The following is an 11,967-nucleotide window of genomic DNA, read 5'->3' on the forward strand; positions in this document are numbered from 1 at the left end:
CCGGCCCGAACGGCACTCAGCCGATGGAGATTGTGTCATGAGCCTGAATGAGGAAGTCGAATTGCTGCGACGGATCCCGCTGTTTGCCAAGATCGAGGCATCCAAGCTTAAGCTTCTGGCCTTCACAAGCCAGCGCCTGACCTATAAGCCGGGCGATGTGCTGTTCCATCAAGGCGATCCGGGCGATGCGGCCTTTGTCATCATCGGTGGCGAAGCGGATGTCATGGTCGACGCGCCGGGCGGGCAGTTGAAGGTGGCGCATCTCAAACAGAACGATTTCGTCGGCGAGATCGCGATTCTCTGTGATGTGCCGCGAACCGCTACTGTGATCGCAGCTAGCGAAGTAACCACCCTGCGCATCGAGAAAGATTTGTTTTTCCGCCTGATCGCAGATTTTCCGCAGATAGCCATCGAGATCATGCGTGTATTGGCGCAGAGGCTGGAACGCACCACCGCCGACCTGCGCAGCTTGTCGGCCAAGTTGAAGGGTTGAAGCAACGTTATGAGTCGGCTTGACAGTTTTATCCGGCGCCTACAGGCGCAGCGCGATGTCTTGAATTGGGCCATGGGCGTCATTGGTGACAAGACCGGACTGGTGCTGGAGATCGGCCTTGGCAACGGTCGGACCTATGATCATTTGCGCAGCGGTCTGGGGGCGGAGCGGATTTATGCCTTTGACCGGGCGAATAATGCCAATCCGCGGTCCTATCCACCGGCGGATCGCCTGATCCTGGGCGAATTCGCCCAAACCCTGCCGGCCTTTGCCGCCGCCCATCCCGGGGGCGCGGTCCTGGCCCATAGCGATGCGGGTTTGGGCGACCCGGAGGCAAACGCCCGCCAGATGATCATGTTGGCGGATGTCTTGCCATTGCTGCTTGCTCCGGGAGGCATCTTGTTCAGTGACCAGAAGATGAGCCATCCGGCCCTGCTGCCGCAACCTATGCCGGTGCCAATTCCGCCTGAGCGCTACTTCATGTATATAAGAGCCTGAGGGGGCATCGAATCCCCCAGCCAATCAACAAGGCAAGTGGGGGATCATGTCGGACGGCAAGAAGCGTAAAATCGCTATCCTCGGCGGCGGGGTATCCGCATTGACCAGCGCCTTCTATCTGGCCAGCCAGCCAGGTGCGCAGGACAAATACGACATTACAATCTACTGCATCGGCTGGCGCCTGGGCGGCAAATGCGCCACCGGACGCAACCCCGAATTCGGCAATCGCATCGAGGAGCATGGTATCCATGGCTTCCTCGGTTCGTATTACAACACATTGTCAATGATGACCGAAGCCTACCGGTTGCTGGACCGGCCGGCCGGCATGCCGCTGGCCACCTTCGAGGAGGCTTTCTATCCCATCGACTCCATCCTGTGCTGGGAATTCCGTGATTACCGCTGGGTGAACTGGAAGATCACGGTCCCGCGCAACGATCTGAAGCCATGGGAGCCGGACTCGCTGCCCACGCTGCGGCACTGGATCAAGGCGCTGGTCGAATTTCTGGCCAAGATGTTTGACGCTCACGCGGCGCATATTCCTTCGGCAGCGCTGGAATTCAGCGTTGCGCGCGGCCTCATGAACCGTCTGTCGGAAGAAGCCGAGGCGATCGCCCAGGGGCAGGGCGGCACGCTGCTGAAGGCAGTGGACGATTTCTGGCTCTGGTTCAAACGCCAGGTGGAAAAGCTGGTCGAGGGCAATGATGCCTTGCGCCACCTTTACATCACATTGGATTATTTCCTCACCATGATCCGCGGCATCATCAAGGATGACGTGCTGAACAAGGGGTTCGACCAACTCGACGACGAAAACTTTTCGGAATGGTTTGCGCGTCATGGCGGCTCGATGCTCACCATTTCCTCGCCGCTGGCGATGAACACGCCGAACCTGTCGTACCAATATCCAGACGGCGACACCACGCGACCGCCGGCCATGGCGGCCGGAGCTTACCTGCACTGGACATTGCGTGAATTCGCCTATCTCGGCTCTTTCGGCTGGCTGTTCGCTGCCGGCACCGGCGATACCGTGGTGGCGCCGCTATATCTCCTGCTCAAACGGTTGGGCGTGAAAGTCGAGCTGTTTCACAAGGTGCGCGAAATCACCACCGGACCGAACGGCGTGGGCGAAGTGGTGTTCGATGTGCAGGCTACACCGAAAGATAAGGTGCGAGGCTATGATCCATTGATCGAGCTGCCGCTGGCGCAGTTCGGCGGCAAGACGCTTCCGGTTTGGCCTGATCGCCCGCTCTACGACCAACTGGTCGAAGGCGAGGCGATGAAGGCGGCAAATGTGGATATCGAATCCTATTGGACGCCGTGGAAACCGGTGGCGGAAAAGCGGATCAAGGCTGGAGAGGATTTCGACACCGTGGTTGCGGCAATGTCGATCGGTACATTGCCGATCTTGGCACCGCAGCTGATGCAGGCCAATCCGAAATGGCCTCAGATGGTGGATGCGGTGAAGACAGTGCAGACCCAGACCCTGCAAGTGTGGATGAAGCCCACGCTGAAGCAGATGGGCCTACCGTTCGATTTCAAGAATTACGACCGGCTGATCGGCGCCACCTTCGTCAATCCGATCGACGGCGTGGCCGATTTCTCCGACCTGATCCCGATGGAGACGTGGCCGGCCGACAATGCACCACAGTCGCTGCTGTATTTCTCGGGCGCCACACCGCAATACGGTGCCCAGCCAGCCTTTAGCGATCATGACTATCCGAAACGCGAATACGCCCGGGTGAAATATCAGGCCCAGCAATATTTGCAGGCCTGCATGGGCGCTTTATTGCCGAAATCAGTCACCAACGCCGTCAATCCGCCGGGCGATCAGATCGGTTTCGATTTCAGCCAGCTGGTTTGCCTGAAAAGCGATTCCACCACGGTCGGCGTGGCGCGTCTGGACCAGCAATTCTGGAAGCCCAACATCGATCCGAGCGAACGTTATGTCACCTCGCCGCCGGGCAGTACCAAATATCGTCTCAAAGCATGGGATTCCGGTTTCGCCAACCTCGTTCTGGCAGGCGACTGGATATACACCGGCCTCAATGTCGGCAGTTTCGAAGGAGCCTGCATGGGCGGCAAACTGGCGGTACATGCCATCGACCCGACGGCAATGCCGCTGGATAAGGTTTATGGTTATCCGCCTAAGCAGGGGCCCAAAGCGGACAACCTCTAGCGCCGCTCCGGCACTGGCACCGCCCATCCGCCTTGGCTAGCATTGGCAATATAGTGCCAATGGAGAGGGCAGGATGGGCGCACCGGGGCCGTTGAACCTGATCACCGACGTCGCGGGACTGCTGGTGGGCCATGCCGCCGATCCACGCCTGCGCAGCGGCGTTACAGTAGTTCTGCCCAATGCGCGTGCCGCCTGTTCGGTCGATGTGCGCGGTGGAGGATCTGGCACGCGCGAAACCGATCTGCTGCGTCCCGAAGCCGCCATGTCTGGTGTGGATGCGGTGTGTCTTTCCGGTGGTTCTGCCTTCGGTCTGGATGCCGCCTCCGGCGTCATGCAATGGCTGGCCGAACGCGGCCGCGGGTTTCCGGTGCGTGGCAATGTGGTGCCCATCGTGCCGGCCGCAATCCTGTTCGACCTGGCCAATGGCGGCGACAAGGACTGGGGTGCCGAGCCGCCCTATCGCCGGCTGGGCCATGCCGCCTGCGACGCGGCCACGGGCGGTGCCTTTCCACTCGGCAATACCGGCGCCGGTTTTGGTGCGATGGCCGGCAAGCTGAAAGGCGGATTGGGCAGTGCGTCCTGGCAGGAAGCCGATGGTTTGATGGTTGCGGCACTGGTGGCCGTCAACCCGGTGGGGAGCGTGCTCACGCCTGGAAACCGTGGCTTCTGGGCGCAACCCTGGGAACAGGGTGATGAGTTCGGTGGCCTGAATAGTGCCTTTGCCCGTGATATTGACCTTGGCCTCGCTGCCGAATCCCGCATCGCCCGGCCGGTGCCAGGAGGGGATGTTGGCGGTCATACCTGCATCGGCGTGGTGGCCACCAATTCCGTGCTCGACAAGACTGGCCTGCGCCAGGTGGCGGCCATGGCCCATGATGGCCTGGCCCGCGCCGTGCGCCCGGTTCATACGCCGATGGATGGCGATACCATCTTTGCGCTGGCCACCGCCGCGTGGCAGGATCAAGGTGCTGCAGTGAGCCGTGACTGGCTGATTGCCCGGGTCGGCAGCATTGCTGCCGATTGTATGGCCCGCGCTGTGGCGCGGGGCGTGTGGTCTGCCACGCCGCTGGAAGGCGAAGACTGCGCCGCAGCCCTGCTACGGCGCCAGGAGGAGGGAAAAAAATGACGCGACGCTGGATTTATCTATCTGCCACACTGGGGCTGGCGGCAGCCCTTGCAGCCATGCCGACGGTCGTCCAGGCACAGGCGAAGAAGGATTCACTGGTGCTGGCCATGACCTTGGAGCCGCCTGGTCTCGACCCCACCATCGCGCCGGCCGCCGCCATTGGCGAGGTGGTGCATTACAATATTTTTGAAGGCCTGACCAAAATTCTGGAAAACGGCGAGGTGGGCCCGCTGCTGGCCGACAGCTGGAGTGTTTCGCCTGACATGAAGGTGTTTACCTTCAAGCTGAAATCCGGCGTGAAGTTCAGCGACGGTACCACTTTTGATGCGGCTGATGTGAAATTCTCGTTTGAAACCTATGGCGGTGAGAAAAGCACCAACAAGCGCAAGGCGGTATTTGCCAACATCGAGTCCATTGTCACGCCCGATCCGCTTACTGTGGCGATCACGCTGAAAAAGGCCGACCCGACCTTCCTGTTCAGCCTGGGCGAAAATACAGCCGTCATCACCGCGCCAGAAAGTGCAGCCACCAACGCCACCAAGCCGGTTGGGACGGGGCCTTACAAACTGGCGGAATGGGTGAAAGGCGACTCCGTAACTCTGGCGGCTAACGAGGCTTATCGTAATCCCGCCGCGATCAAGCTGAAGAGTGTGAAGATGCGCTTCATCGGTGACCAGGGCGCCCTGGTGGCAGCCATGCGCGCTGGCGACATCGATGCCGTGCCGATCGGCATCCTGGGCGAGAATGTGCGTGAATTCGAAAAAGACAAACGTTTCAAGGTCACCGCCGGCTCGACCGAGGGCGAGACCATGGTGATCATCAACAACAAGCGCAAACCGTTCGACGATGTGCGCGTGCGTCGGGCCTTGGCCTATGCCATTGATCGCGCCGCGGTGATCGAGGCGGCCTCCGCCGGCTATGGAAAGCCGATCGGCAGCCATTTCGCGCCGCATGATCCGGCCTATGTCGATCTGACCAAGATGTATCCGTACGATCCGGCCAAGGCGAAGGCGCTATTGAAGGAGGCGGGCGTCAGCAATCTGGAAGTTACCCTGCGCCTGCCGCCGCCGCCCTATGCCAAGCCGATTGGCGAAGTGGTCCAGGCCATGCTGAGTCAGGTTGGCATCAATGCCAAGATCGAGAATGTCGAATGGGCGCAGTGGCTCGACGGCACGTTCAAGAACAAGAACTACGATCTGACGGTCATCAGCCATGTCGAGCCGAACGACATCGTCAAATACGCCGAGCCCGACTACTACTTCCAGTACGACAGCCAGAAGGCCCGCGATCTGGTCGCCAAGGCCAACTCGACCCTGGACAAGGCCGAGCGCACCAGAGCCCTGCAGGATCTGCAGCAACTGTTGGCCGAGGACGCGGTCAATGTCTATCTCTACAACCTGCCGCGACTGGGTGTGTACAAGCAGGGCCTGACCGGCTTCTGGGTCAACGCGCCGATCTTCGTCAACGACCTGACTGCCGTGGCCTGGCAATAGCCCCCTCGCCACGAGGCAACAAAAAAGCCCGCCGAAAGGCGGGCTTTTTCTTTGTTCGGATTAAACCGCGTCAGCGCACGAAGACATGCACTTCATTGGTGGCAGCCTGGATATTGCTGCCGGCCGAGACGTTCACGCGGCTGGCCGGCAGGCCCATATCGGCCAGCGAGCGGATCACGCGGTCGGCATTGCGGCGCGCTTGGTTCTGGTTGCTGGCCGTCTGAGCCTGGGTGCCACCGGCGGCCACGGCCACCACGTCGAACACGGCATTGGGCTTGCGCGCGATGGCCTGCGACACGGCGTTATACAAGGCCTGCTGATAGGGCACGTCAGCCCGGTCAAAGCGGATCACCACCAGCGGGGTGCGGCCGGCGGTGTTTGCCGGCGCAGCGCCCTGGTCGATGGCGGCAAACTGCTGGGCGCCGGCATAGAAATTGGCACGGTTGCCCAGGCCCGGGCCAAGCAACTCGCCCTGCTTGATCGCAGCCGACAGGGTGGTGAGGTTGGTGCGTTCGGCGCCGATGTAGTTGGTCTGGCGCGCCACATCCTGGCTCAGTTCGCCCAGCAGGCGGTCGATCAGAACCACCGTCTTGGCGGTTTCGTCTTCCAGCACGGCAAGCTGACGATGGTCCTCGTCGATGGCGCCCGACAGGCTGTAGGTCGATTTGATCGACTGCAGCAGGTAGGTCGACATTGCCGAATCGGCCGCCACCTGATTCGCCAGGTTGCTCATGTTGCCCACATCGGCGGCCATGCGGTCCAGGTCAGTCTGGGCCTGGGTCCACTGGCTGACCAGGATCGGGTTGCCCGGCGTGGTGCCCATTTGCAGACGGGTCGAAACCGCGGCCACGATACCGTGATAGCGCTGGGAATTCTGGGTGGCGCTGGCGCGCACCCCCTGCAACTGCTGGTTCCGCTGGGTCACCTGCTGCTGCAGCTGGGCCAGTTCGCCGCGCATCTGCTGCACCTTCTGGCCAACATAGGTGCCGGTGGCCTGGCCGGGGGTGACGCCCGGGACGATGAAATTGGTGGTGCCCAGGACCGGGCCCGACTGGCCCAGCACCGGATTCGGGTTGGCCTCGGCGGCGGAGGGCGGGATCTGCTGGGTCAGGACCGGGGCAGGATTGCCGGCCGGGTCTTCGCCGGTGAGCGAAGGCCAGAGTTCGTCGCTCACATAGGAGCAGCCGGAAAGCAGCAAGGCCAAGGAAGCCGTGCTCGCCAGCAGCATACGGCGACCGAACACCAAATTACGAACAGGATTTGCCATGCCGCGCCATCTCGCGTTGATGTTTCTCGTCACTGGTCTGCTGGCCTGGTGGGCCCCCCGTCGCATCCGGCGACGGCGCTGGACCAGCATGCCGCGCAAGCCTTCTGCGAACCCCGGCATTGTAGGAGGGGTCAGAACCGCCCGCAAGCATCTTCTGCCAGTAGAATCCGAGGGTTGCGCCGGATCAAAGCAATCCGGGATAGACCCTTGCGCTGCCCCGGCGAATTGAGTAGGTTCCGCCCCCGTTGCGGTACCCACCGCCTGCGCGCTCGTAGCTCAGCTGGATAGAGCACCAGACTACGAATCTGGGGGTCAGGAGTTCGAATCTCTTCGAGCGCGCCATTTTCTCCAATCACTTAGCTCTCTAAAATATCCGCAGCGCGGCTAGCCAGCTTGCCGGGTCAATGCGCCCTTCGTGGGTCTGAAGGGCGGGTCCTGCCCGACCTGATCCCGCCTTTTCAGTTCGGCCACCTGCCGGCTAGCCGATTCGGGGATCACTTGCTGGCAAGTACCGGGTTGGCGAACAGCGTGGCAAACACCTGCCCGGCCTTGCCGGGGTGTTTCACGGCTTTCGCCTGATCCTGGTTGATGGGCGCTCCAACCACCACCATGCCGACCATGCCCATGCCGTAATGCGGCTTGCATTTGAAGCCATAGATGCCGGGTTTGTCGAATTTCACCGTGATGGCTTCGTTGACTTTGCCTGTGAAAGGCGCCGCTCCGTCGGGCAGCATGCCGGCAATGGTCTCGACATTGTGGCCCTTGTTGACCGGTACGAACTTCACCGTATCACCGGGCGCGACCTTGACCAGGGCCGGCTCGAAGACCATTACGCCCACGGCACCCTTGTCGAGCATTTTCACTTCGATCTCAGCAGCTGTCGCGGCACCGGAAATCGTGAACGCCGCGAGAGCGGCACCAAAAAACAAACCTGTACGCATCGCCATTCTCCATGTCACGGCGACGTCGGATGTGGCGCCGCCTTTCGCTCAGGTAGATAGCGGCGAGTGCATCCAGATTATTTGTGCGATCGCAAACAGAATTGAGAATCCGTCGAGGCCGGCCTGACTGGAAAGCCGGCGGCCTGCTTGATATCCTGCCGCGATCTGTTCTTCGGAAGGGCAGGCCGAATGACCGCCATTGATCCATCGATAGTTGCCGAGATGCCCCTGTTCCGGGATCTGTCCCGCGATCAGATTAGGGGTATCCTGGACGGCGCCGTGTCGCGCCGTTACCCAAAAGGCAGCAATGTTTTCGAACAGGACGGCAAGGCGGAACATTTTTTCTTGCTTCTGAACGGCCATCTGCGTGTCGGGCGGCTGACGCCCGACGGACAGCAGGTGGTAGTCCGCTATATCGTTCCCGGCGATATCTTCGGCATCGCCATGGCGATCGGACGCGACACCTATCCGGCCACTGCCACCGCCATCGTCGAGAGCTTGGCGCTGGCTTGGTCGTCCTCCGCCTGGCCAGCTTTGGTGGCGAAATATCCGGTTCTTGCCGCCGGCACGATGCAGGCGCTGGGCAACAGACTGCAGGATGTGCAGGCCCGCGTGGTAGAGATGTCGACCGAGGAGGTTGAGCGACGCGTCGCCCATGCCCTGCTGCGCCTGGCCCGCCAGTCCGGCCGCAAGATCGAGCAGGGCATCGAGATCGATTTCCCGATTACCCGTCAGGACGTCGCAGAGATGACTGGCACCACCCTGCATACCGTCAGTCGAATTCTGAGCGCCTGGGAAGATCGTGGCCTGGTGCAGGGCGGCCGACAGCGGATCATTCTGACGGACGCACATCGGCTGTTCCTGCTGGCGGAGGGTCAGTCCGAATCCTGACCGCCCGCCGCCTGCCGCAAAGCGGATAGGAAAGGATCGGGTGGGATGCCATGGGCCCGACAGGCATCCTCAATGCTGTGAAAGCAGGCGATCGGGCAACCGACGCAGCGCATCCTGTGATCGAGAAAGACGCGGATCACCGCAGGTCTGCGGTGCAGGACATCGTCCACGATATCGTCAGGTCCGATTGCCATGCCGCCATGATAGGGAAAACGGACCGCGCGTCTTTGTCGCAGCGCAAGTTGGGCATCTGGTGCCGTCGCAGTACCGGAATTTGCGGCAGCACAAAGAAGAATCTCGTCCCGCACCGCATATGGGGCCTGTCCATGCGAGGTTACCCATGACGACTCCAGCTATTCCGGCCGCACTCGATACCGATGTCCTCAACACACTGCAGGCCGTGATCGATCCGGAAGTGGGATTAAGCATTGTCGATCTCGGGCTGGTCTATCACGCGATGCGGACGGCGGATGCCATCGACGTTGCGATCACCCTCACCACGCGGGCCTGCCCGCTCGGGGCGATGATCGTGCGCGAGGCGGAAGATCGGCTGCGGCAGCGGTTTCCCGAAGCCGGCATGGTGGACGTCAAATTGGTCTGGGAGCCGCCATGGAAGCCGGACCGCATCACCGAACAGGGCCGGGCAATGCTCGGCCGCCACTGAGGAGGCCGCGATGAGCGCCGATACCGTCACCACCACCATCGATGTCCGTGAGATTGCGCCACGCATGCGCCATCCGCTGATTTTCCAGACTTTCCTCGACCTCACACCGGGACAGGCATTCCTGCTGGTGAACGATCATGATCCCAAACCGCTTTACTACCAGTTCAACGCCGAATTCCCCGGCCTGTTCGACTGGACCTACCAGGAGCAGGGACCCGATGTTTGGCAGGTGCGGATCGGCCGTGCCGCGGCTTGAGCACATACTGCCGGCGGCGATGCGGAACCCCCTGCGGTTCCGCATCCTGCTGCTGCTGCTCGGCGGCATGAGTCTGTTCGTCGGGCTGTGTAGTGGCCTGTGGCGGCTGGGCTGGGTTTTGCCGCATGGCGCATCTTTCGCGCAGTTGCACGGCCCTTTGATGATTTCGGGTCTGTTTGGCTCGCTGATCAGCCTGGAACGGGCCGTCGCACTGGCGCGCCCTTGGGCTTATCTGGGGCCGATCGCGACGGGGCTGGGCAGCCTGATGCTGCTTGTCGGCCTGCCGCCGGTTTTCGGCGCATCGGCCTATCTGCTGGCTAGCGGTGTGCTGGCATTCGCATCCCTGCTGATCCTGCGCCAGCAGCCGGCCCTGTTCACCGGCGCCTTGCTGTTCGGTGCGCTCGCGTGGCTGGCTGGCAACCTGCTCTGGCTGCTAGGCGGCGCGGTCCCGGATTTGGTTGGCTGGTGGCTGGTTTTTCTTATCCTCACCATCGCAGGTGAACGTCTGGAAATGAGTCGCCTGCTGCCGCGCAAATCCGGCAGCGAAGCGTTGTTCGTCATGGTCATTGGCCTGCTCGCCGTCGGCGCCCGCAATGGCCCGATGGACGACAATGGGGCTGTGCTGTTCGGCTTCGGTCTACTGGCGGCGACAATATGGCTGTTCCGCCATGATATTGCCCGGCGCACTGTGCAGCAAAAAGGCCAGACCAGGTTCTTCGCCATCTGCATGCTGCTGGGATATGCCTGGTTGGGTCTGGCCGGCGCTGCCTTGCTGTTATGGCCGCCAGGAGTTACGGCTTTCGGCTATGATGTCGCACTGCATGCCGTCCTGATTGGTTTCGTGATCTCTATGGTGTTCGGTCATGCGTTGATCATCCTGCCGGCCGTGACGCAATGGCGCGTCGTTTACACGCCGTGGCTCTATCTGCCTTTGGCGCTGCTGCACCTTTCGGTGCTGCTGCGCGTGGTAGGCGGCCTTGCGGAAGGGGCCGGACTACGGCAGGGCAGCGGCATCGTCACGGTACTGGCGATTGTGGCATTTATGCTGACCATGGCTGCCGCCACGTGGCGCTTCCGCCGAGACGCCAGGAATACCCATGCAACGCTTCAACCGCCCGGCAGCGCCTTGCCCAAAGCGCGAAGTTGAGCCAACCGCAGCACCGCGCGTTCAGCCAAAGCCTGCGCCTGCCCGATCTCGGTTTCACTGGAGGAATGATCACTAATGTCGAGGTAATCTTCGGCCAGGCGCTCGGCTATAGTCAGGATATCGCTCATTCCCTTAGCCGTGTCTTCGACGGGCTGAACGCCGGTCAACTGTCCTGCCGATTGGCGCGATTCCTGTGCCAGCCGCCGCAACTCCTGCGCCACTTCGCCTTGTGCGCCCGCCGCCGCCCGCTCAAGGTCCTGCGCCAGTCGAAGCTCGAGCTGCCTCAGGCCTGCCAGCGTTTTGGCACCTGCAGGCGAGGTCTTGCCGAGCCCCTCGGCGTGATAGGCTTGCCGGCGAGCGCGCCGCAGATCCCAGGCATGCTGCAATTCCTGGCGCGCCATCGTCTCGGCCGCCTCGCGAATGGCGCCGGCCTCGGCATGGGCTGCGATATAGCTCCACAGCGCAAAAGCGCGATCCTCATTCTGCACCGCGACCGCTAGGATGCGATAAGCGGTGGCTAGGCGCGATGATGCCAGTTCTCTGCCGCCGGCCAGATCGAAGGTCTCAGGCAGATCCCAGCGGATCGCGGCAGGGTCCGGGGTCTTGCCCGAATGCTGCTTTGACCACGCCTGCACATAATGTTCGTGATGTCGTTCTTCAGCAGCCAACGTCTCGAACAGGTCCGCAAGCTTCGGCAAACCTTCCTGGCGCGTTTTTTCAGCGAACGCTGCGTAATTTTCGGCGGCCTCGTGCTCCAGCGCATATGCAATGGCTAGAAGCTCGTCGAGTGACCGGACGGGGGAGGGCGGTTCCGATGTCAAATAAGTCATCCGGATCTCCTCGCTGTCGTGATGCAGCGGGAGTCTCCTCGCTTCTGCGCCATGGGTCAAATTTTGACATCCGTCAATAATAGCGTAGGCTTTCTCTGAAGACGGAGAAATATTTGACATAGCACAACGAATACTGGGGCTCCGATTTCTATAGCTTTGATGCAAAGGCCGTTTTTGCTCCTTCCTCC

Annotated in this window: 14 protein-coding genes and 1 tRNA gene; 10 read left to right on the plus strand and 5 right to left on the minus strand. The window is 61.5% G+C overall.

Features of this window, described 5'->3' with window-relative positions:
- Positions 1-37: 37 nt before the first annotated feature.
- The 5 genes from ACE3OO_RS15110 to ACE3OO_RS15130 all read left to right on the plus strand — a co-directional run bounded on the left by ACE3OO_RS15110 (position 38) and on the right by ACE3OO_RS15130 (position 5,783).
- Entirely contained in the window at positions 38-493 is a 456-nt protein-coding gene (locus ACE3OO_RS15110) for a cyclic nucleotide-binding domain-containing protein (protein WP_374304262.1), read from the plus strand.
- Between the two features lie 9 nt (positions 494-502).
- Positions 503-991: a class I SAM-dependent methyltransferase gene (locus ACE3OO_RS15115; protein WP_374304263.1), complete on the plus strand. Its 489-nt coding sequence runs from the start codon at positions 503-505 to the stop codon at positions 989-991.
- Positions 992-1,037: 46 nt separating this feature from the next.
- The gene (locus ACE3OO_RS15120; protein WP_374304264.1) at positions 1,038-3,164 is read left to right on the plus strand and encodes an NAD(P)-binding protein; all 2,127 of its coding nucleotides are present in this window, start codon (positions 1,038-1,040) and stop codon (positions 3,162-3,164) included.
- A gap of 73 nt (positions 3,165-3,237) precedes the next feature.
- On the plus strand, positions 3,238-4,290 hold the full coding sequence (locus ACE3OO_RS15125; protein WP_374304265.1) for a P1 family peptidase: 1,053 nt from the start codon (positions 3,238-3,240) through the stop codon (positions 4,288-4,290).
- Complete coding sequence (locus ACE3OO_RS15130; RefSeq protein WP_374304266.1) at positions 4,287-5,783, plus strand: ABC transporter substrate-binding protein; 1,497 nt, start codon at positions 4,287-4,289, stop codon at positions 5,781-5,783. Before ACE3OO_RS15125 ends, ACE3OO_RS15130 begins: the two co-directional genes overlap by 4 nt.
- Before the next feature lie 70 nt (positions 5,784-5,853).
- Here ACE3OO_RS15130 and ACE3OO_RS15135 read toward each other — a convergent pair whose 3' ends face one another.
- Positions 5,854-7,050, minus strand: coding sequence for a hypothetical protein (locus tag ACE3OO_RS15135; RefSeq protein WP_374304267.1), 1,197 nt, complete (start codon positions 7,048-7,050; stop codon positions 5,854-5,856).
- A 265-nt stretch (positions 7,051-7,315) separates the two neighbouring features.
- Here ACE3OO_RS15135 and ACE3OO_RS15140 point away from each other — a divergent pair.
- Positions 7,316-7,392: transfer RNA gene (locus tag ACE3OO_RS15140), tRNA-Arg, on the plus strand.
- A gap of 152 nt (positions 7,393-7,544) precedes the next feature.
- Here ACE3OO_RS15140 and ACE3OO_RS15145 read toward each other — a convergent pair.
- On the minus strand, positions 7,545-7,991 hold the full coding sequence (locus tag ACE3OO_RS15145) for a pseudoazurin (protein ID WP_374304268.1): 447 nt from the start codon (positions 7,989-7,991) through the stop codon (positions 7,545-7,547).
- Positions 7,992-8,039: 48 nt separating this feature from the next.
- Positions 8,040-8,354 (minus strand): hypothetical protein, encoded by a 315-nt coding sequence (locus ACE3OO_RS15150; protein WP_374304269.1) that lies wholly within the window; start codon positions 8,352-8,354, stop codon positions 8,040-8,042.
- Here ACE3OO_RS15150 and ACE3OO_RS15155 point away from each other — a divergent pair.
- The gene (locus tag ACE3OO_RS15155) at positions 8,337-8,882 is read left to right on the plus strand and encodes a Crp/Fnr family transcriptional regulator (protein WP_374304270.1); all 546 of its coding nucleotides are present in this window, start codon (positions 8,337-8,339) and stop codon (positions 8,880-8,882) included. The genes ACE3OO_RS15150 and ACE3OO_RS15155 overlap by 18 nt on opposite strands.
- On the opposite strand, the gene ACE3OO_RS15160 is transcribed toward ACE3OO_RS15155, so the two are convergent.
- The gene (locus tag ACE3OO_RS15160; RefSeq protein WP_374304271.1) at positions 8,867-9,076 is read right to left on the minus strand and encodes a DUF1858 domain-containing protein; all 210 of its coding nucleotides are present in this window, start codon (positions 9,074-9,076) and stop codon (positions 8,867-8,869) included. The two genes, ACE3OO_RS15155 and ACE3OO_RS15160, sit on opposite strands and share 16 nt — an antisense overlap.
- Before the next feature lie 146 nt (positions 9,077-9,222).
- On the opposite strand from ACE3OO_RS15160, the gene ACE3OO_RS15165 reads away from it, so the two are divergent.
- From ACE3OO_RS15165 to ACE3OO_RS15175, 3 genes are read left to right on the plus strand one after another with little or no spacing between them, the layout of a single operon-like run.
- Positions 9,223-9,546, plus strand: a complete 324-nt coding sequence (locus tag ACE3OO_RS15165) for a metal-sulfur cluster assembly factor (RefSeq protein ID WP_374304272.1) — start codon at positions 9,223-9,225, stop codon at positions 9,544-9,546.
- Between the two features lie 10 nt (positions 9,547-9,556).
- Positions 9,557-9,802 carry a DUF2249 domain-containing protein gene (locus ACE3OO_RS15170; protein ID WP_374304273.1) on the plus strand — a complete coding sequence of 82 codons (246 nt, stop codon included), beginning with the start codon at positions 9,557-9,559 and terminating at the stop codon, positions 9,800-9,802.
- 19 nt (positions 9,803-9,821) lie between these two features.
- Positions 9,822-10,949 (plus strand): hypothetical protein, encoded by a 1,128-nt coding sequence (locus ACE3OO_RS15175; RefSeq protein WP_374304274.1) that lies wholly within the window; start codon positions 9,822-9,824, stop codon positions 10,947-10,949.
- Here ACE3OO_RS15175 and ACE3OO_RS15180 read toward each other — a convergent pair.
- On the minus strand, positions 10,910-11,779 hold the full coding sequence (locus tag ACE3OO_RS15180; protein ID WP_374304275.1) for a ferritin family protein: 870 nt from the start codon (positions 11,777-11,779) through the stop codon (positions 10,910-10,912). The two genes, ACE3OO_RS15175 and ACE3OO_RS15180, sit on opposite strands and share 40 nt — an antisense overlap.
- Positions 11,780-11,967: the final 188 nt, after the last annotated feature.

Source organism: Ferrovibrio sp. (assembly GCF_041906005.1).
GTDB lineage: Bacteria > Pseudomonadota > Alphaproteobacteria > Ferrovibrionales > Ferrovibrionaceae > Ferrovibrio.